Origin of the sequence: Sphingomonas sp. (assembly GCF_036402235.1) — a bacterium.
Lineage (GTDB): Bacteria > Pseudomonadota > Alphaproteobacteria > Sphingomonadales > Sphingomonadaceae > Sphingomonas.
Window position 1 is genome coordinate 1 of sequence record NZ_DASWTG010000029.1, and the last position, 18,499, is coordinate 18,499.

At 67.5% G+C, this 18,499-nt stretch carries 17 protein-coding genes and 2 tRNA genes; 11 read left to right on the top strand and 8 right to left on the bottom strand.

What is annotated here, in order from left to right; all coding sequences use genetic code 11:
- From VGD28_RS05750 to VGD28_RS05765, 4 genes are all read left to right on the top strand, one after another.
- On the top strand, positions 1 to 1,030 hold a 1,030-nt coding region (locus tag VGD28_RS05750; protein ID WP_331027376.1), incomplete at its 5' end, for an FAD-dependent oxidoreductase.
- Complete coding sequence (locus tag VGD28_RS05755; RefSeq protein WP_331027377.1) at positions 1,027 to 1,680, top strand: DUF2059 domain-containing protein; 654 nt, start codon at positions 1,027 to 1,029, stop codon at positions 1,678 to 1,680. The genes VGD28_RS05750 and VGD28_RS05755, both read left to right, overlap by 4 nt.
- Positions 1,673 to 6,187 (top strand): glutamate synthase large subunit, encoded by a 4,515-nt coding sequence (gltB, locus tag VGD28_RS05760; RefSeq protein WP_331027378.1) that lies wholly within the window; start codon positions 1,673 to 1,675, stop codon positions 6,185 to 6,187. Before VGD28_RS05755 ends, gltB begins: the two co-directional genes overlap by 8 nt.
- Positions 6,188 to 6,410: 223 nt before the next feature.
- A complete protein-coding gene (locus VGD28_RS05765) occupies positions 6,411 to 7,079 on the top strand; it encodes a glutathione S-transferase family protein (protein WP_331027379.1) in 669 nt (222 codons plus the stop codon).
- A gap of 61 nt (positions 7,080 to 7,140) precedes the next feature.
- On the opposite strand, the gene VGD28_RS05770 is transcribed toward VGD28_RS05765, so the two are convergent.
- Complete coding sequence (locus tag VGD28_RS05770) at positions 7,141 to 7,695, bottom strand: hypothetical protein (RefSeq protein ID WP_331027380.1); 555 nt, start codon at positions 7,693 to 7,695, stop codon at positions 7,141 to 7,143.
- A gap of 121 nt (positions 7,696 to 7,816) precedes the next feature.
- On the opposite strand from VGD28_RS05770, the gene VGD28_RS05775 reads away from it, so the two are divergent.
- Positions 7,817 to 8,692 carry a helix-turn-helix domain-containing GNAT family N-acetyltransferase gene (locus VGD28_RS05775; protein ID WP_331027381.1) on the top strand — a complete coding sequence of 292 codons (876 nt, stop codon included), beginning with the start codon at positions 7,817 to 7,819 and terminating at the stop codon, positions 8,690 to 8,692.
- On the opposite strand, the gene VGD28_RS05780 is transcribed toward VGD28_RS05775, so the two are convergent.
- The 3 genes from VGD28_RS05780 to VGD28_RS05790 form a co-directional block, all read right to left on the bottom strand.
- Entirely contained in the window at positions 8,689 to 10,770 is a 2,082-nt protein-coding gene (locus VGD28_RS05780; protein WP_331027434.1) for a transglycosylase domain-containing protein, read from the bottom strand. The genes VGD28_RS05775 and VGD28_RS05780 overlap by 4 nt on opposite strands.
- Before the next feature lie 154 nt (positions 10,771 to 10,924).
- Positions 10,925 to 12,514: a serine hydrolase gene (locus VGD28_RS05785; RefSeq protein ID WP_331027382.1), complete on the bottom strand. Its 1,590-nt coding sequence runs from the start codon at positions 12,512 to 12,514 to the stop codon at positions 10,925 to 10,927.
- 53 nt (positions 12,515 to 12,567) lie between these two features.
- The gene (locus VGD28_RS05790; protein WP_066580840.1) at positions 12,568 to 13,134 is read right to left on the bottom strand and encodes an HNH endonuclease; all 567 of its coding nucleotides are present in this window, start codon (positions 13,132 to 13,134) and stop codon (positions 12,568 to 12,570) included.
- A gap of 98 nt (positions 13,135 to 13,232) precedes the next feature.
- On the opposite strand from VGD28_RS05790, the gene gluQRS reads away from it, so the two are divergent.
- Genes gluQRS through VGD28_RS05805 form a run of 3 tightly spaced genes read left to right on the top strand, consistent with a single transcriptional unit; the run spans position 13,233 to position 14,907 of the window.
- Positions 13,233 to 14,087, top strand: a complete 855-nt coding sequence (gluQRS, locus tag VGD28_RS05795; protein WP_331027383.1) for a tRNA glutamyl-Q(34) synthetase GluQRS — start codon at positions 13,233 to 13,235, stop codon at positions 14,085 to 14,087.
- A gap of 9 nt (positions 14,088 to 14,096) precedes the next feature.
- Entirely contained in the window at positions 14,097 to 14,327 is a 231-nt protein-coding gene (locus VGD28_RS05800) for a twin transmembrane helix small protein (RefSeq protein ID WP_331027384.1), read from the top strand.
- 10 nt (positions 14,328 to 14,337) lie between these two features.
- Positions 14,338 to 14,907: a cob(I)yrinic acid a,c-diamide adenosyltransferase gene (locus VGD28_RS05805; protein ID WP_331027385.1), complete on the top strand. Its 570-nt coding sequence runs from the start codon at positions 14,338 to 14,340 to the stop codon at positions 14,905 to 14,907.
- Between the two features lie 26 nt (positions 14,908 to 14,933).
- Here the strand turns inward: VGD28_RS05805 and VGD28_RS05810 are convergent.
- Both VGD28_RS05810 and VGD28_RS05815 read right to left on the bottom strand, forming a co-directional pair.
- A tRNA-Gly gene (locus VGD28_RS05810) sits at positions 14,934 to 15,007 on the bottom strand.
- A 32-nt stretch (positions 15,008 to 15,039) separates the two neighbouring features.
- Positions 15,040 to 15,125, bottom strand: a tRNA-Tyr gene (locus VGD28_RS05815).
- A 94-nt stretch (positions 15,126 to 15,219) separates the two neighbouring features.
- Here VGD28_RS05815 and rlmB point away from each other — a divergent pair.
- Both rlmB and VGD28_RS05825 read left to right on the top strand, forming a co-directional pair.
- Positions 15,220 to 15,978 (top strand): 23S rRNA (guanosine(2251)-2'-O)-methyltransferase RlmB, encoded by a 759-nt coding sequence (gene rlmB / locus VGD28_RS05820; RefSeq protein ID WP_331027386.1) that lies wholly within the window; start codon positions 15,220 to 15,222, stop codon positions 15,976 to 15,978.
- Positions 15,979 to 15,997: 19 nt separating this feature from the next.
- Positions 15,998 to 16,768 carry a hypothetical protein gene (locus VGD28_RS05825; RefSeq protein ID WP_331027387.1) on the top strand — a complete coding sequence of 257 codons (771 nt, stop codon included), beginning with the start codon at positions 15,998 to 16,000 and terminating at the stop codon, positions 16,766 to 16,768.
- A 199-nt stretch (positions 16,769 to 16,967) separates the two neighbouring features.
- Here the strand turns inward: VGD28_RS05825 and VGD28_RS05830 are convergent, their stop codons facing one another.
- Positions 16,968 to 17,330, bottom strand: a complete 363-nt coding sequence (locus VGD28_RS05830) for a hypothetical protein (protein ID WP_331027388.1) — start codon at positions 17,328 to 17,330, stop codon at positions 16,968 to 16,970.
- A 66-nt stretch (positions 17,331 to 17,396) separates the two neighbouring features.
- Positions 17,397 to 17,714, bottom strand: coding sequence for a 2Fe-2S iron-sulfur cluster-binding protein (locus tag VGD28_RS05835; RefSeq protein WP_331027389.1), 318 nt, complete (start codon positions 17,712 to 17,714; stop codon positions 17,397 to 17,399).
- Positions 17,715 to 17,807: 93 nt separating this feature from the next.
- Here VGD28_RS05835 and VGD28_RS05840 point away from each other — a divergent pair, with 93 nt between their 5' ends.
- Entirely contained in the window at positions 17,808 to 18,431 is a 624-nt protein-coding gene (locus VGD28_RS05840; RefSeq protein WP_331027390.1) for a DNA-3-methyladenine glycosylase 2 family protein, read from the top strand.
- Positions 18,432 to 18,499: the final 68 nt, after the last annotated feature.

Genomic DNA, 18,499 nt, shown 5'->3' on the forward strand with positions numbered 1-18,499 from the left:
CCCGCGCGGACGCGTCGCCGTCCTCGGCGCCGGTCCCGCCGGCATGGCCGCCGCCCTCGGCGCCCTCAAGGCCGGCCACGAGGTCGTCGTCTACGAGCGCGACGAGGGCCCCGGCGGCCTGCTCCGCTTCGGCGTCCCGGACTTCAAGCTCGAGAAGCACTACGTCGACCGGCGCATCGCCGTGCTCGAGGCGGAGGGAATCCGGTTCGAATACGGGGTCGACGTCGGGTCGAGCCTGAGCCCTGAGGAGCTGCTCGAGCGCCACGACGCGCTCGTCCTCGCGATCGGCTCGCGCGTGCACCGCCCGCTCGACGTGCCCGGCGCCGACCTGCAGGGCGTGCGCTTCGCGATGGACTACCTGTACGCGCGCAACCGCTTCGTCGCGCGCGGGGAGGACCCGGCGGACGATCCCGAGCTGACCGCCGCGGGCAAGCACGTCGTCGTGATCGGCGGCGGCGACACCGCGATGGATTGCGTCCGCACCGCTGTGCGCCAGGGCGCGGCGAGCGTGAAGTGCCTCTATCGCCGCGACCGCGCCAACATGCCCGGGTCGCAGCGCGAGACCGCCAATGCCGAGGAGGAGGGCGTCGAGTTCGTCTGGCTCTCCGCGCCCGAAGCGTTCGACGCCAAAGATAATGGCGGCGGCGACAAGGTGACCGCGGTCAAGGCGGTCGGCATGCGCCTCGGCGCGCCCGACGCCAGCGGACGCCGCGCGCCCGAGCCCGATCCCGGCTCCGCATTCGACGTGCCCGCCGATCTGGTGATCAAGGCGCTCGGCTTCGACGCCGAGGATCTGCCCAACTTGTTCGATGCGCCCGAGCTCGGCGTCACCCGCTGGGGCACGATCCGCACCGATGCGCGCACGATGATGTCGAACCTCGACGGCGTGTTCGCCGCGGGCGACATCGTCAAGGGCGCCAGCCTGGTCGTCCAGGCGATCCGCGACGGCCGCGACGTCAGCGAGCGGATGCACGCCTGGCTCAAGGCGCAGGCCGCTGCGCCCGCGCGGAAGCAGAAGGAAGCCGCATGATCCGCATCGTTGCCGCAGCGTCGCTCGCGCTCATCGCTCCGGCCGTCGCGCAGACGGCGCCCACACCCGCATCGCCCTCCGCCGCGCCCGATCCCGCGCGTCTCGCTGCGGCGGAGAAGGCGGTCGCCGCGCTCGTGCCCAAGGGCATCTACCTCAAGATGATGCGCGACCAGTTCCCGCAGATGATGGACGCGATGATGGCCCAGATGATGGGCAAGACCGCGGATGAGCTGGGCGTGCCCGCGGCGGAGGGTGACGGCGGCAAGACGATGGGCGAGGCCGCGGCCAGCGCCGATCCGCACTTTCAGGAGCGCATGAAGATCATGTCGCGCGTGATGGGCGAGGAGATGGGCGCCGTGTTCGACAAGCTCGAACCACGTGTCCGCGCCGGTCTCTCTCGTTCCTTTGCGCGCCGGTACACGACCGGTCAGCTGAATGAGATCAACGCCTTCTTCGCGACTCCGACCGGGGGCGCCTTCGCTGACCAGTATCTGCTCACCTTCATGGACCCCGAGGTCATCCAGGAGATGATGGCCGCGACCCCAGAGATGATGAAGGCGATGCCGGCGATCATGGAGAAGGTGGAGGCGGCGACCAAGCACCTCCCGCCGACGCCCAAGACGTCCGAGAAGACTGACGAGAATGACTGACATGACGACCGACCAGCGCACCTATCTTGCCGAGCACGGCATGTACCGCCCCGAGTTCGAGGGCGATGCCTGTGGCGTGGGCATGGTCGCGGCGATCGACGGCCAGCCGTCGCGCCGCGTGGTGCAGAGCGCGATCGACGCGCTGAAGGCGGTGTGGCACCGCGGCGCGGTGGATGCCGACGGCAAGACCGGCGACGGCGCGGGCATCCATGTCGACCTGCCTTTGCGCTTCTTCGACGACGCGGTGCTCGCGTCGGGCCACCGCGTGCTGCCCAACCGCCTCGCGGTCGGCATGATCTTCATGCCGCGCGTCGACCTGGGCGCGCAGGAGGCGTGCCGCACGATCGTCGAGAGCGTCATCATCGAGGCCGGCTACACCATCTATGGCTGGCGCCAGGTGCCGGTCGACGTCTCGGTCATCGGCCAGAAGGCGCAGGCGACCCGGCCGGAGATCGAGCAGATCATGATCGCCGGCCCGATGCCCGACGAGGTGTCGGAGGACGAGTTCGAGAAGAACCTCTACCTCGTCCGCCGCCGGATCGAGAAGCGCATCATCGCGGCGCAGATCAGCGGCTTCTACATCTGCTCGCTCAGCTGCCGCTCGGTGATCTACAAGGGGCTGTTCCTCGCCGAGAGCCTCAGCGAGTTCTACCCGGACCTCAAGGACGAGCGCTTCGTCAGCCGCGTCGCGATCTTCCATCAGCGCTACTCGACCAACACCTTCCCGCAATGGTGGCTGGCGCAGCCCTTCCGCTGCCTGGCGCATAATGGCGAGATCAACACGATCCGCGGCAACAAGAACTGGATGCTCAGCCACGAGATCAAGATGGCGAGCCTCGCCTTCGGCGAGCATTCGGAGGACATCAAGCCGGTGATCCCGGCGGGCGCGAGCGATACGGCGGCACTCGACGCGGTGTTCGAGGCGATCTGCCGCTCGGGCCGCGACGCGCCGACCGCCAAGCTGATGCTGGTGCCCGAGGCGATGGGGCCGGAGACGCCGGCCAACCATCTCGCGATGTACAAGTATCTCGCCTCGGTGATGGAGCCGTGGGACGGCCCGGCCGCGTTGGCGATGACCGACGGCCGCTGGGCGGTCGCGGGCGTCGACCGCAATGCGCTGCGCCCGCTGCGCTACACCCGCACCGCCGACGGGCTGCTCGTCGTCGGCTCCGAGACCGGGATGGTCCAGATCCCCGAATCGACCGTGGTCGCCAAGGGCCGCCTTGGCCCAGGCGAGATGATCGCGGTCGATCTCGACGAGGGCCGCTTCTACGAGGATGACGAGGTCAAGGACCGGATCGCCGGCGAATATGACTATGCCGGGATGATCGGCGAGTTCCTGACCGTCGATGAGCTGCCCGTGGTGGACGAAGCCGGGCCGCGCTTCGACCGGGCCGAGCTGACCCGCCGCCAGGTCGCGGCGGGCCAGACGCTCGAGGACATGGAGCTGATCCTCTCACCGATGGTGACCGACGCCAAGGAAGCGGTCGGATCGATGGGCGACGACACGCCGCTCGCGGTGATCAGCGACAAGCCGCGACTGATCAGCCAGTTCTTCCGACAGAATTTCAGCCAGGTCACCAACCCGCCGATCGACAGCTTGCGCGAACGGCACGTGATGTCGCTCAAGACGCGCTTCGGCAACCTCGCCAACATCCTCGACACCGGGGAGACGGCGAACAAGGTGCTGGTGCTCGAAAGCCCGGTGCTGACCAATAGTGACTGGGCGCGATTGAAGGCGCATTTCGGCGGCCTCGCCGCCGAGATCGACTGCACCTTTCCCGCCGGCGGCGGGCCGGAGACGCTGCGCGCGGCGATCGCCGACGTCCGCTTCCAGGCCGAGCAGGCGGTGCGCGCGGGCGCGACCGAGCTGTTCCTGACCGACGAGCATGTCGGGCCGGATCGCATCGCCATCGCCGGCGTGCTGGCGGCGGCGGCGGTGCATACGCACCTGGTCCGCAAGGGGCTGCGCAGCTATGCCAGCGTCAACGTGCGCTCGGCCGAGTGCCTCGACACGCATTATTATGCGGTGCTGATCGGCGTGGGCGCGACCACGGTGAATGCCTATCTCGCCGAAGCCTCGATCGCCGACCGGCACGCGCGCGGCCTGTTCGGCGACATGAGCTTCGACCAGGCGCTCAAGAACCATCGCAAGGCGATCGACGAGGGTCTGCTCAAGATCATGTCGAAGATGGGGATCGCGGTGATCTCCTCGTACCGCGGTGGCTATAATTTCGAGGCGGTCGGCCTCAGCCGCGCGCTGGTCAACGACTTCTTCCCCGGCATGCCCGCGAAGATCTCGGGCGAGGGCTATGCCTCGCTGCATCTCAACGCCAAGCTGCGCCACGACGCCGCGTTCGACACCGGCGTCGCGACGCTGCCGATCGGCGGCTTCTACCGGCAGCGCCATGGCGGCGAGACCCACGCCTATTCGGCGCAGTTGATGCACACGCTGCAGACCGCGGTCGCGACCGACAGCTATTCGACCTATCTGCAATTCTCGCGCGGCGTGCGTGATCTGCCGCCGGTCTATCTGCGTGATCTGCTCGAGTTCAACTTCCCGAACGAGGGCGTCGGGATCGACCAGGTCGAGGCGATCACCGAGATCCGCAAGCGCTTCGTGACGCCGGGCATGTCATTGGGCGCACTCAGCCCCGAGGCGCACGAGACGCTGGCGATCGCGATGAACCGCATCGGCGCCAAGGCGGTGTCGGGCGAGGGCGGCGAGGATTCGATCCGCTACAAGCCCTATGCCAACGGCGACAACGCCAATTCGACGATCAAGCAGATCGCGTCCGGCCGCTTCGGCGTCACCGCCGAATATCTGGGCGCGTGCGACGAGGTCGAGATCAAGGTCGCGCAAGGCGCCAAGCCCGGCGAGGGCGGCCAGCTGCCCGGCTTCAAGGTCACCGAGTTCATCGCCCGGCTGCGCCACGCGACGCCCGGCGTGACGCTGATCAGCCCGCCGCCGCACCACGACATCTACTCGATCGAGGATCTGGCGCAGCTGATCTACGACCTCAAGCAGATCAATCCGCGCGCCCGCGTCTGCGTCAAGCTGGTCAGCTCGGCCGGCATCGGCACGGTCGCGGCGGGCGTCGCCAAGGCGCATGCCGACGTGATCCTGGTCGCCGGCCATGTCGGCGGCACCGGCGCCTCCCCGCAGACGTCAGTCAAGTACGCCGGCACGCCGTGGGAGATGGGGTTGAGCGAGGTCAACCAGACCCTCACCCTCAACGGGCTGCGCGGCCGCGTGAAGCTGCGCACCGATGGCGGGCTCAAGACCGGGCGCGACATCGTCGTCGCGGCGATCCTGGGCGCCGAGGAATTCGGCATCGGCACGCTCAGCCTCGTCGCGATGGGCTGCATCATGGTGCGGCAGTGCCATTCCAATACCTGCCCGGTCGGCGTGTGCACCCAGGACGAGCGTCTGCGGCAGAAGTTCACCGGCTCGCCCGAGAAGGTCATCAACCTGATGACCTTCATCGCCGAGGAGGTGCGCGAGATCCTCGCCCGGCTCGGCGTTCGCAGCCTCGATGAGGTGATCGGCCGTACCGAGCTGCTCCGTCAGGTCAGCCGCGGCGCCGAGCATCTCGACGATCTCGATCTCAACCCGATCCTCGCCAAGGTCGATGCCGAGGAGAGCGAGCGCCGCTTCAGTCTAGACACCTGGCGCAATGCGGTGCCCGACAGCCTCGACGCGCAGATCATCGCCGACGCAAAGGCGGTGTTCGAGCGCGGCGAGAAGATGCAGCTCGCCTATAACGTCCGTAACACCCACCGCGCGGTGGGCACCCGCCTGTCGAGCGAGATCACGCGGACCTTCGGCATGTCCAAGCTCGCCGACGGGCATGTTCAGGTCCGCCTGCGCGGTTCGGCCGGCCAGTCGCTGGGGGCGTTCCTGTGCAAGGGCGTGACGCTGGAAGTGTTCGGCGACGCCAACGACTATGTCGGCAAGGGCCTGTCGGGCGGTACGATCGTCGTCCGCCCGCTGGTCAGCTCGCCGCTCGACAGCCGCGCCAACACGATCATCGGCAACACCGTCCTCTACGGCGCGACCAGCGGCAAGCTGTTCGCCGCGGGCCAGGCGGGTGAGCGCTTCGCGGTGCGCAACTCGGGTGCGCAGGTCGTGGTCGAGGGCTGCGGCGCCAATGGCTGCGAATATATGACCGGCGGCGTTGCGGTCGTTCTGGGCAAGACCGGCACCAATTTCGGCGCGGGCATGACCGGCGGCATGGCGTTCATCTATGACGAGGACGGCGTGTTCGAGGCCAATGCCAACCCCGACAGCATCGTATGGCAGCGCCTGTCGTCGATGCATTGGGAAGCGGTGCTCAAGAACCTGGTCACCGAGCATCACGCTGCGACCGACAGCAACTGGTCGGGCGGGCTGCTCGAGGATTGGGACCGTATCCGCGGCAATTTCTGGCAGGTAGTTCCGAAGGAAATGCTCGAGCGGCTTCCGCACCCGCTGGATGACACGCAAGAGCTGGTGGCGGCGGAATAAGAACTCGTCGAGCACGAGCAGGAAATGGATCGCTTGCAATGTTGGAATTGATCTGCTTGCCTGCACGTACCGACGTTGCCGGGTCGCTCTTTGACATCGCAGGATCACTCCCGGACGGGCATGCTCGATAGTGTCAAGCTAGTGTAAACTTCCGCACCCGCGATTGCGGCTGAGGGGCACTCGTATCTTGCCGCCCCCCGCCCCTCGCGCCTAAAGCCACGGCATGTGGCAGCTTTACCAATTCCCGCTTTGCCCCTTCTCGCGCAAGGTCCGGCTCGTCCTCGGCGAGAAGGGCGTCGGCTACGAACCCGTGCGCGAATCCCCCTGGGCGCGGCGCGACGAGTTTCTCGACATGAACCCCGCGGGGCAGACGCCGGTGATGGCCGACGACCGCGGCGTGGTGCTGATCGACTCGGTCGCGATCTGCGAATTCTTCGAGGAGACGGTGAGCAAGGCCGCCTTGCTCAACGGCACCGCCGCCGATCGCGCCGAGATTCGCCGGCTCGTCGCCTGGTTCGACGTCCAGTTCTTCCGCGACATCACCGGGCCGCTGCTGCACGAGCGGATGCTCAAGCGCATCGTCCAGCGCGCGACGCCGGATTCGACCGCGCTGCGCGAGGCGATGAAGGCCGCGGTCGCGCATCTCGACTATATCGACTTCCTGCTCGACCACCGCACCTGGCTGGGCGGCGCGACGATGAGCCTCGCCGACCTTGCCGCCGCGGCGCAGATCAGCGTCGCGGACTATCTCGGCGGGATCGACTGGAAGAGCCATGAGCAGGCCAAGCGCTGGTATGTCGGCATGAAGAGCCGCCCGAGCTTCCGACCGCTGCTCGCCGAGCGGATGGAGGGGATCAACCCGCCGCCCGATTACGAGAAGCTCGACCTTTAGTTTGTTTCAGCCAAGCTGAAACGTGGCGGCACCGGCCCGCTTCAGCGAAGCTGATCTAACTTCAGGGGATCGAGATCGCCTCGGGCTGTTGCGCAGGGAAGCCTCGCACCGCCGCACTGGCAAGCTTGGGCGCGAGCGTCGCGGGCGCGTCAGCTGCTGTGCCCTCGGCCTGCGCCGTCAGCGCGCGGCCATGCCACACCGGCTTCATCCCGTCGCGCAGCACCAGCTCGACCTCCAGCTCGGTGACGATCAGGCCGCGCAGCGCCTGCTTGTTCGAGGGCATGCTGACCCCGATCGCCGCGCCCCAGTTGCCGACCGCGGCCGCCGGGCCGGGCGTCTTCGCCTTGGACGTCACCGCCCCGCGCGCGGTACGCGTCACCTTGACCCGCGCGATGTAGCGGCTGCGGCTGGTCGCTGGCAGCGCCATGAAGCGCATGTCGGCGAGCGCCCGCTCCACCGCATCGGCGAAAGCCTGCCTGGCCGGAGCGGGGACGGCCGGATCGGCCATCGATTCGATCGCGACCGTGCCGGGTCGCAGCGGCTCGCCTTCGACCAGCGCGGCGGTCTGCAGGGCCACGGCCCCCAGCATCGTCGCGATCACTGCAATGGCTGTCATTTACGCAACTCCCGCACCGGCGGCTGCCTGTCGGCCAATCCTTGGCATAACGGACTCCCGACCACCAGCCAGTAACGCACGCCGCTTGACCCAGTCCTATTAGCTGACATAAGTCAGATAAATGAGCCTCAACCCTGTCAGCCGCTTCCGCCGCTTTGCCCGCGCCGTGACGCGCGAGGTAGGCGCGCTCGACAGCTCGTTCCTGGGGCGCGGCCGCCCGCTCGGCATGGCGCGCGTGATCAACGCGATCGGGTCGGGGCGGAGCGACGTGGCCGAGTTGCGTGCCTATCTCGGTCTCGATTCCGGGCTGATGAGCCGGATGCTGCGCGGGCTCGAGGACGAGGGCCTGATCGACACCACGCCGCATCCCGGCGACGCCCGGCGCCGCGTCGCCGCACTGACTCCGGCCGGGTTGCGCGAGTTCCGCGCCTATGAGGCACTGTCCGATGCGCGCGCGGCGGCGTTCCTGGACGGCGCGGCGAACCGTGACGCCCTGCTCGATGCGATGGACCTGATCGCCTCGGCATTCGGCCGGGCGGATGTCGTCATCGAAGAGACGGACCCGGCAGGCGAAGCGGCGCGGCATTGCCTGCTACGCTATTATGCCGAGCTGGACGCGCGTTTTCCCGGCGGGTTCGACGTGGCGCGATCCAGCGACCCGGACATCAAGGACATGATCCGCCCGCGCGGCGCCTTCTTCGTCGCCATGTCGGACGGGTTGCCGGTCGGCTGCGTGGCATTGAGGGGCGAGGGTGGCGGCAGCGCCGAGATCAAGCGGCTGTGGGTGGATCGCGGGGCGCGCGGGCTTGGGCTGGCGCAGCGCCTGATGGCGGCAGCGGAAGAGACAGCTCGCGCGCTGGCGATCAACAGGCTGCGACTGGACACCAACCGCGCGCTGCCCGAAGCCGCGCGCTTTTACCGCGCCGCCGGCTGGACCGAGATCAGCCGCTACAACGACAATCCCTATGCGGAGATCTTCTTCGAGAAGCGGCTCTAGAAGCCTTCGTCCTCGGGAACCGGCTCGCGGCGGCGACTCTCACGCTCGAGCGGTGGCGCGTCGAGCTGCTCTTCCCCGGGCCGGGTCATCTCGAGGCTGCCGTCGCGGTTGACGCGGACGCCGACGGCCTGGCCGCCGAAGCTGCCTTCGATCTCGATCGGCTCGTCGATGACGTTCTCGCCTTCGTCCGCCAGCGCGTCGGAAAGGTTCTCGACCACCGGCTCGGGCTTCGGCTTCGCCGCGACGCCCAGCGCCTGCGCCATGAAATCGCGCCATACGCGGGCCGGCGCGCCGCCGCCGGCAAGGCCCGGATTGGGGGTATTGTCGTCATTCCCCATCCACACCGCGGTGACGATGCCGTCGGCATAGCCGACGAACAGCGCATCGCGATTGTCCTGCGTCGTCCCGGTCTTCCCGAAGGTCTCGACCGAGAGGGCCGCGCTCTGCCCGGTCCCCTCGCTCACCGCCGCCCGGAGCAGCTCGCGCATCCCCTCCAGCTCGCGCCGCCCGATCGGGCGTTGCGAGCCGGTGAGGCGATCGAGCCAGCCCGGCTCATCGGCCTCGGACAGGCCGCGCGGGCGCACCGGCGCCTCGCCATTGGCGATCGCGGCATAGGCCGCCGTCAGCTCGAGCAGCGACACGGTCGAGGTGCCGAGCGCAATCGAGGCCTCTTCGGCAATCGGCGTGGAGATGCCCAGGTCGCGCGCCGCGCGGATCACGGCACGCGGGCCGACATCCTTGATCAGCCGCGCCGCCGCGACGTTGCTCGATCGCGCGAATGCCTGGCGCAAGGTGATCTCGCCCCGATAGCGGCCGTCATTGTTCTTCGGCGCCCATTCGCCGATCGTCACCGGCTCATCGAGCACGGTCGAATCGGGGGTCATTCCGCTGCGCAGCGCGGCGAGATAGACGAACAGCTTGAATGTCGAGCCCGGCTGGCGGCGCGCCTGCGTGGCGCGGTTGAACGGGGATTCGCCGTAGTTCTTGCCGCCGACCATCGCGATGACGCGGCCGTCGGGGCGCATCGCGACGATGGCAATCTGCGACTGACGCAGCCCGGCATTGCGCACTGCACGCTCGGCGGCGCGCTGCATCCGGGTCTCGAGCGTGGTCGTCACCTCGCGCACCGCGCCGAGCTCGCCCGCCTGATCGCGCGCCTCGGGCAGCACCCAGTCGGCGAAATAGGTGCCGCTGGGCAGCGCCTTGCTCCGCGCGAGCCGCAGTCGCGCCGGCGGAATCGCGCGCGCCTCCGCCTCGGTCAGCAGCTCGGCGTCGACCATCGTGCCGATCACCACCGCCTGCCGTTCCTGCGCGCCCTTGAGGTTGGACGACGGCGCGAGCCGCGAGGGCGCCTTGACGAGGCCCGCGAGCATCGCCGCCTGGCCGGTGGTCAGCTGCGTCGCGGGACGGCTGAAATAATGCCGCGCGGCGGCATCGAGCCCGTACTGATTGTCGCCGAAATAGACGTTGGAGAGGTAACGCGAGAGAATCTCGTCCTTGGTCAGCCACGCTTCGAGCCAGAAGGCGATCAGCACCTCCTGGAACTTGCGGCCGAAGGTGCGCTTGGAGCTCAGGAACGCATTCTTGGCGAGCTGTTGCGTGATCGTGCTGCCGCCCTGCGAACTCTTGCTCGTGAAGACGTTGTTGACGAAGGCGCGCAGGATGCCGCGCGGGTCGATGCCCCAATGGCTGCGGAAGCGGCGGTCCTCGACCGCGATGAAGGCATCGACGACGTGCGCGGGCAATTTGGTCGCGTCGACCGGCTTGCCGACCTCGGCGCCGGTCCTGGCGATCGGCGTGCCCTCTGCGGAGAGCAGCGTGATCGACGGGGGCACCGGCGGCTCGAGCGACTTGGAGAGCGGCGCGGTGAAGACCAGCCATCCGATCGTGACGACGAACAGCACGATGAACGCGGCGAGTCCGCGCATCGTCCACCGCCACCACGGGCGCTGGCGCAGGGGAAGACGCGGGCCGGACGGCGGCGCGTCTGCGCCGCTCGGGCCGTCAAACGGATCGGAGGGCGAGACCGTGGGCGCGCGCGGATCGGCGACCTCGGGGTACAGGGTATCGTAGCGCATGGAACCGGGCACTGTTTTACCCCGCCACGACAGCGGGTTCAAGCGCGAGCCGGGCCGCACGCGGGATCGCGGCAATGGCTGACCGCTCCATGGTGAATCCTTCTATCGAACCCGGCCAGCCTAAACGCCCAGGTGTATTAATGCAATAATACGCTTACCGCACGGGCACGAAGTCGAGGTGATGGAAATCATAGCTGAAGTCGGCGAGCGGGGAGAGCGCCTTCATCTTGACGCCGGTGACCTTGCCGTCCGCGACGGCGAAGCTCACCACGGCGTCTTCGCCAGCCCCGGCCGGGAAGCGCGTGCGGAAGGTATCGGTGCCCCAGGGCTCGAGCCTGCTCTTGAACGCCGGCGTCGGGACGAAGGCGATGGCGAGTCCCTTGCCCTTCGCAGTGATGACGATGTCGCCATACCAGGCGTCGCGGTAGCGCCCGGCATAGGCGGCGAGCGGCAAGCTCGGAGAACCCTCGGGCGGCTTGGCTTCGCCGGCCGCGAGGCCCGCCATCGCTTCCTCCTGCGCCTGCCTGTTGCGCGCGACATAGCTCGCGACCCAATCATAGGCGGGAGCGCCGAGCAGATGATCGAGGATGGCATTGCGGATGCCGCCCGAGACGCCGTCCTCGACATTGCTGAGCACCACGATACCGATCCCGGCCGAGGGGACCATCGCAGTCTGCGTCACCTGCCCCGAAAGCCCGCCTGAATGGCTGACCAGCCGCCGGCCGCGGAAATCCTGCACGAACCAGCCGAGCGCATAGCCCGCCATCACCGGGCGAGCGGGATTGGCGTCGGTGCCGCCGTCGCTCGACGAGACGATCACCTGCGGCTTCCACATCTCCGCAGCGGTTTCCTTGCTCCACAGCCGCTTGCCGCCGGGCAGCTCGCCAAGCGCCAGCTGGACCTCAAGCCATTTCGCGACATCGGCGACGCTGGCGTTGATGCCGCCGGCCGCGTCGATCAACGGTCCCTCGTCGGGCTGGATCACCTGCATCGGCCCCATGCCGCGCGCCGGCGGGCCGAGCCGCGCATGCCGGCCTGCAACGTTGGGCGTCCGCAGCAGCTCACGCGAAGGCACCGCATCGGCCATGCCGAGCGGCTGGAGGATGCGCGTGGTGATGAAGTCGCGCCACGACAGGCCCGACATCTTCTCGATCAGCACACCGGCGACGATGTAGAGGATGTTGTCGTAATCATAGCCGGCGCGGAAACCGCGCGCCGGGCGCAGGAAGCGAAGCGCGCGCAGCACCTGCGCGGTGTCGGCACTCGATTGCGGAAAGTACATGAGATCGCCCGCGCCGAGCGGCAGGCCGGAGCGATGGACCAGCAGATCGCGCACGGTGAACATCCCCGTCACCGCCGGATCGGCCATCCTGAATTCGGGGAGATAGTTGACCAGCGGCTCGTCCCAGCCGAGCTTCTTCTCCTCGACCAGCATCCCCAGCGCGGCGCCGGTGAACGCCTTGGAATTGGACGCGATGCCGAAGCGCGTATGCGCATCGACCGGATCGGGCTTGCCCATGGTGCGCACGCCATAGCCCTTGAGCCAGGGCGCCTGCCCCTTGCGCACGATCGCGACGGCGATGCCGGGGGTCTCGAATGCCTTCATGAAATTCGCGACGATCGCATCGACCGCGATGTCCAGCCCCGGAGCCGGGGTTTGCGCCCATGCCGGCAGTGCCAGCCCTGCCGCACTACCCAGCCCAAGTGCCAGCGCGCCGCGCCGGTCGATCGTCAATCCGCTCATCGGGAACCCTCCGCTGCCGCGGAAGCTAGCCTGAGCGCCGCATTTGTCGAGAGCTACGCTTCGAGCTCGACGTCCCAATAGAGCCAGTCGTGCCAGGTCTCGTGCAGATGGTTGGGCGGGAAGCGCCGGCCATGCTCCTGCAATTGCCAGCTGGTCGGCCGGATCGGCGCGACGTGCAGCGGCATCGCCGCCTGCCGCGGCGTGCGCCCGCCCTTGCGCAGGTTGCAGGGGGCGCAGGCGGTAGCGACATTCTCCCAGGTGGTGCGGCCGCCCTGGGCGCGGGGGATGACGTGATCGAAGGTCAGATCGCGCGGGCTGCCGCAATATTGGCACTCGAACTTGTCGCGCAGGAACAGGTTGAAGCGCGTGAACGCAGGGAATTGCGACGGCTTCACATATTGCTTGAGCGCGATCACCGAAGGCAGCTTGATCGCCGCGGTGGGACTGCGCACCTCGCGCTCATAGTGGCTGACGATATCGACGCGATCGAGGAACACCGCCTTGATCGCCGTCTGCCAGGGCCACACGCTCAGCGGATAATAGGAGAGCGGGGTATAATCGGCATTCAGCACCAGGGCGGGACACCCGTCGGGATGGCGGATCAGATCGGGATGGTACATGGTCCCCCTCGTGCCCGTTACGCCTTTCCGCCTCTCGCCACGAAGCGTTGCACGGTGATGACACCATATGCCGTGACTCGCGGTCAAGGTGTCGCGCGATGATCGTCTCGCGTTTTGCGCCCAGCCCGACCGGACGGTTGCATTTGGGCCACGCTTTCTCCGCCATCCGCGCGCATGATTTCGCCCGGGAGCGCGGCGGGCGCTTCCTGCTGCGGATCGAGGATATCGATGGCACGCGCAGCCGGCCCGAGCATGTCGAGACGATCCTGCGCGATCTGGAATGGCTGGGGCTGCGCTGGGACGACGAGGTGGTGTTCCAGTCGCAGCGCCTGTCCCTGTACGAAGCGGCGCTGGAACGGCTGAAGGCGGCGGGGCTGCTCTATCCATGTTTCTGCACCCGCGCGGATATCGCAGCGAGCGTGAGCGCGCCGCACCCCGGATCAGGCGGGCCGGAGGGGCCGGTCTATCCGGGCACCTGCCGCACGCTCGATGCGCCCGACCTCTCGCGGCCGCATTGCTGGCGGCTCGATATGGCGAGGGCGCTCGCCACGGTCAGCGCGCCGCTCCGCTTCGAGGATTCGGGGCATGGCCTGGTGGAGGCCGATCCCGTGTCGCATGGCGATGTCGTGCTGGCACGCAAGGACGCGCCTGCCTCCTATCATCTTGCCGTGACGATCGATGATGCCGCACAGGGCGTCACCGATATCGTCCGCGGCGAGGATCTGTTCGCCGCGACGCATGTCCACCGGCTGCTCCAGCACCTGCTCGGCCTGCCCGTGCCCCGCTATCACCATCATCCGCTGTTGCTGGGCCCGGACGGCCAGCGGCTCGCCAAGCGGCACAATGCCTCCACCCTCGCCGCGCTGAGAGAGGCAGGGGAAGACGGGCATGCGCTGGCAGACGCCCTGCGCAAGGGCGAACTGCCGATTGGATTCGCCGCTGCAAGCGCCTAAATGAGCGTTATGAAACTGTTCCTCATCCTGCTCCTGATCGCGGCGATGATCGCGACCGTCGTCGCGCTGGTTCGCGGGATCATCGCCTTCCTTCGCACCAGCGAGGCGGACCTGAAGGCCGGCAACGGCCCGAGCGCCTCGGCGCTCAAGTCGAACAGGATGATGCAGCAGCGCATCCTGTTCCAGGGCATCGCCATCGCGATCGTCGCGCTGCTCCTGCTGATGGCGAGCAGCAGCTAAGACGCGAGCCTTGGTCAAGCTCAACAAGATCTATACCCGCACCGGCGACGACGGCACGACCGGCCTTGTCGACGGATCGCGTGTCGCCAAGAACGATCCGCGCATGGCCGCGATCGGCGATGTCGATGAGGCGAACAGCGCGATCGGAGTCGCGATCGCGCTGATGGGCGACGGCTATCCCGCGCGGCTGCTGGAGACGGTGCAGAACGATCTGTTCGATCTGGGCGCAGACCTCGCCACTCCGGGCGAGGATTTCACCCCGAGCGAGATGGCACTGCGCATCGTCCCGGCACAGGTCGCGCGGCTGGAAGTGGCGATCGACGCCGCTAACGAAGCGCTCGAGCCGCTGCGCAGCTTCATCCTGCCGGGCGGGTCGGCGACAGCCGCCGCGATCCACCTTGCCCGTGCCGTAACGCGCCGGGCCGAGCGAACCGCGGTCGCGGCATCGCAGGAGGTTTCATTGAATCCGCAGGCGCTGGCCTATCTCAACCGGCTGTCGGACCTGTTGTTCGTGCTGGCACGCGAAGCCAACCTCGACCGCGGCGGCGACGTGCTGTGGAAGCCTGGCGCCAACCGCTAAGCTACGGCATATCCTCCGGAAAAGGGTGGAGCGGGTAGCGGGAATCGAACCCGCGTATTCAGCTTGGAAGGCTGCTGCACTACCATTGTGCTATACCCGCCCATGGCTCGCAGCATATCCCGCAAGGGGAGGTGGTGGAAGGGACTGGATTCGAACCAGTGTACGCTCACGCGGGCAGATTTACAGTCTGCTGCCTTTAACCACTCGGCCACCCTTCCATGCGGCACGCCGAAGCGAGTGGGCGCCATTGCCGAAGCGGACCGCCCCTGTCAACGCCTTGCGCGGGGGAATTGTGCCGCCTAGCGTCTCGCGATGAGCAAGGGACCACGACGCGGGCATCGCCCTTCGGGCAATTCGGGCAGCGGCAACCGGCCGCGTTTCTGGGGCCGCCACGCCGTGACCGCCGCGCTGGCGAATCCCGAGCGCAACGTGCGCAAGGTATGGGGCACGCGCGAGGCGCTGGCGGCGCTCGACCTGCCGCCGGTGCTGCCGATCACCTATGCCGACGCCGCCGACCTCGCCCGGATGGTGCCCGCCGACGCGCCGCACCAGGGCATCGTGATCGAGGTGGATCCGCTCGAGGAAATCTGGCTGGGTGACCTGCTGGAAAGCGGCGCGGACGATCGGCGGCCGCTGCTGGTGCTCGATCATGTCACCGACCCGCACAATGTCGGCGCGATCCTGCGCTCGGCAGCGGCGTTCGATGCCCTCGGCATCGTCACCCAGGACCGCCATGCCCCACCCGAGTCGGGCTCGCTCGCCCGCTCCGCTTCGGGCGCGCTCGAGCTGGTGCCCTGGGTGCGGGTCGTGAACCTCGCCCGCGCGCTCGACGAAATCGGCGAGGCGGGCTTCTGGCGCATCGGCCTTGCCGGCGAGGCCAAGGGCACGCTGTCGGAAGTGATGGGCGATACCCGCCCGGCGCTCGTGCTCGGCGCCGAGGGTGAAGGCATGCGCCACAACACCGCGCAGCATTGCGACGAGCTTGCGCGGCTGCCGATCTCTCCTAAGGTCGAGAGCCTGAACGTATCCAATGCCGCAGCGATCGCGCTCTATGCCGCGGTCTCCCGCTGACGCCGAAAAGGGGGCAACGATGTTCGATCGGTTTAAGGGCATCGCGCTGACGCTGCTTGCGCCGCTGGTGCTGGTCGGCTGCGCGTTCAGCCCGGGGAAGTTCACCTCCTCGCTCACCATCCTCGCCGATCGCAGCTTCACCTTCAGCTATCAGGGCGAGGTGATCGCAGTCGATCTTGCGAGCGAGATGGCCAAGGGCATGGGCGACGCCTTCAAGGACGACGACGAGAAGGGCAAGAAGGACACCAGCAACCCCGCTCTGCTGCAGCCGGCGATGTGGCAGGACAAGGATGCTGCCGGGAACCTCACCGAGCCTTTCGACGAGGAGGATTCGGCCGAGGACGAGGCCAAGAAGGAAGCCAAGTTCAAGGCGATCGGCGAGGCGTTGACCAAGGAGGCCGGCTATCGATCGGTCACCTACAAGGGCAAGGGTGTGTTCCTGATCGACTATCAGATCAGCGGCAAGCTCACCCACAATTTCCTGTGGCCGTACAACCTCGATGCCGAGGTGATCTTTCCCTTCGTGGTGATCGAGATGCGCGGGCGCGACCAAATCCGGGTCAAGGCGCCCGCGTTCGGCGACAATGATTCGCCCGCCAAGGGCAAGGGCGACGACAGCAAGGCCAAGCTCGACGGCATCTTCACCCTCGTCACCGACGGCGAGCTTGTGAGCCAGAACAACGAGGATGGCGCGACCAGCGCGAACGGCCGCAGGAGCGTGACGTGGAAGGCGACCCCGCTGAGCAAGGACGCGCCGATGGCGGTGGTGAAGGTATCGCCGCTGCCCTGACGGGCGGCGACCGGGGCCGGGTGGAAGTTGACGAAGTTACGGGGAACGCGGTTTATTCTGTCAGCTTCGCCGCCTTTGCCGGGCGTGGGCAGCCCGAGCCGTTCCTGCTGCGCGTATCGACGAAATCAAAGAGCGGTCAGAGCGACCTAACGACGCAAGCAAATGAATTCCAACATTGCAAGCGGGCTAGGTCAGACGGTTAGCTGTCGTTCGTATAATTGAAGCGGGCACGCGTCTTACGACCGGCTCGTTGCTCGCGAGCTTTGTAGGCTCGTTCGATCACCACACCAAGAGGCTCATCTGAAGCCTTCTTCCATCCCCCCAACCGCGCGACATTCTGCCGCGCTGAACTTTCGACGAGATCAAGATCAGCCTCATCCAACCTATCGGCTTGCGACAATGCCTGGTTATTCTCGTGTCGGATGCGCCGATTCTCGATCGCTTTCCTAAGAGGAATAGCCTTACGGGCGGCCTTTGTGTTCTCACCGTAAGTATTACGGCAATCCCGCGCAAGACTGAGCGCCTTCTTCTGTCGAGGGAATTTCCGCGGCTTTCCGTTCATGCGCTAATTGTGCACCTTCCGGCCGACGGCAGCAACGGGCGAAGCTCGTCGCACTGTAGCGCGGCGTCAATCCTCCGCGGCGATCGTCACCTTGAGACCGTCCAATGCGGGACCGAACTGGATCTGGCACGACAGGCGCGAGCGATCGTCGCGGTCGGACGAGCTGTCGAGCAGGTCGTTCTCGTCCTCGCTCATCGGCGTCAGTTTGTCCGCAAATTCCGGATCGACATGGACGTGGCAGGTCGCGCACGAGCAGCAGCCGCCGCACAGCGCGAGCAGCTCGTCGAACCCATTGTCCCGGATCACTTCCATGACGCTCAGGCCCGTTTCGCCCTCGACCTCGCGTTCTTCTCCTTCGCGCGTGACGACGATAAGCTTGGGCATCGGATTCTCCTGTCTCTGCCGCGCCCATGCCGGGGAATGGCGCGGCTTTCAAGGTTCCCTCCGGCAACGCTTCGTTCTCGAGGACAGCATCGCATGGGCCTGAGCGCCGAACAGCTTCGCACCGCGCTCGATGCGCTCGCCGAATCCGAACCGCTGATCGCGGCGGCGGTCGGCCGCGTCGGCTATCCCGAACCGCGCATCCGCGACCGCGGCTACGAGACGCTGCTGCGCACGATCGTCGGCCAGCAGGTGAGCGTCGCCGCGGCCGCTTCGATCTGGAACAAGCTCGCCGCGGCGCTGGGCGCCCTGCCCAAGCCGGCGATCGTCGCGGCGGCGAGCGACGAGGATCTGCGCGCCGCGGGACTTTCGCGCCAGAAGGCGAGCTATGCCCGCAGCCTGGCCGACGAGGTGACGAGCGGGCGGCTCGACCTCGCCAACCTGCCCGCCGACGACGAGGAGGCGATCGCGCAGCTGGTGCAGATCAAGGGGATCGGGCGCTGGTCGGCCGAGATCTACCTGCTGTTCGCCGAGGGGCGGCCCGACATCTGGCCGGCGGGAGACCTGGCGGTGCAGATCGAGATCGGGCGGATCATGGGGTATGCCGAGCGGCCGAGCGAGAAGCTGACCCGCGCGATCGCCGAGCCATGGCGCCCGCATCGCGGCGCGGCGGCGATCCTTGCCTGGCATCACTACAAGGCCGAGATGGAAGTGATCTGATCGTAAGTTGAACTTACGATCGCTTCGGACTGGCGCGGACCGCTTTCCCTTGCCAAAGAGCGCGGGAC

Excerpts from the sequence above, each read along its gene's own strand:
- VGD28_RS05770 (WP_331027380.1), bottom strand. The coding sequence starts at position 7,695 with ATGACAGCCATTGCAGTGATCGCGACGATGCTGGGGGCCGTGGCCCTG.
- gltB (WP_331027378.1), top strand. The coding sequence starts at position 1,673 with ATGACTGACATGACGACCGACCAGCGCACCTATCTTGCCGAGCACGGC.
- rlmB (WP_331027386.1), top strand. The coding sequence starts at position 15,220 with ATGAGCAAGGGACCACGACGCGGGCATCGCCCTTCGGGCAATTCGGGC.
- VGD28_RS05830 (WP_331027388.1), bottom strand. The coding sequence starts at position 17,330 with ATGAACGGAAAGCCGCGGAAATTCCCTCGACAGAAGAAGGCGCTCAGT.
- gluQRS (WP_331027383.1), top strand. The coding sequence starts at position 13,233 with ATGATCGTCTCGCGTTTTGCGCCCAGCCCGACCGGACGGTTGCATTTG.
- VGD28_RS05765 (WP_331027379.1), top strand. The coding sequence starts at position 6,411 with ATGTGGCAGCTTTACCAATTCCCGCTTTGCCCCTTCTCGCGCAAGGTC.
- VGD28_RS05800 (WP_331027384.1), top strand. The coding sequence starts at position 14,097 with ATGAAACTGTTCCTCATCCTGCTCCTGATCGCGGCGATGATCGCGACC.
- VGD28_RS05825 (WP_331027387.1), top strand. The coding sequence starts at position 15,998 with ATGTTCGATCGGTTTAAGGGCATCGCGCTGACGCTGCTTGCGCCGCTG.
- VGD28_RS05780 (WP_331027434.1), bottom strand. The coding sequence starts at position 10,770 with ATGCGCTACGATACCCTGTACCCCGAGGTCGCCGATCCGCGCGCGCCC.
- VGD28_RS05840 (WP_331027390.1), top strand. The coding sequence starts at position 17,808 with ATGGGCCTGAGCGCCGAACAGCTTCGCACCGCGCTCGATGCGCTCGCC.
- VGD28_RS05790 (WP_066580840.1), bottom strand. The coding sequence starts at position 13,134 with ATGTACCATCCCGATCTGATCCGCCATCCCGACGGGTGTCCCGCCCTG.
- VGD28_RS05775 (WP_331027381.1), top strand. The coding sequence starts at position 7,817 with ATGAGCCTCAACCCTGTCAGCCGCTTCCGCCGCTTTGCCCGCGCCGTG.
- VGD28_RS05785 (WP_331027382.1), bottom strand. The coding sequence starts at position 12,514 with ATGAGCGGATTGACGATCGACCGGCGCGGCGCGCTGGCACTTGGGCTG.
- VGD28_RS05755 (WP_331027377.1), top strand. The coding sequence starts at position 1,027 with ATGATCCGCATCGTTGCCGCAGCGTCGCTCGCGCTCATCGCTCCGGCC.
- VGD28_RS05835 (WP_331027389.1), bottom strand. The coding sequence starts at position 17,714 with ATGCCCAAGCTTATCGTCGTCACGCGCGAAGGAGAAGAACGCGAGGTC.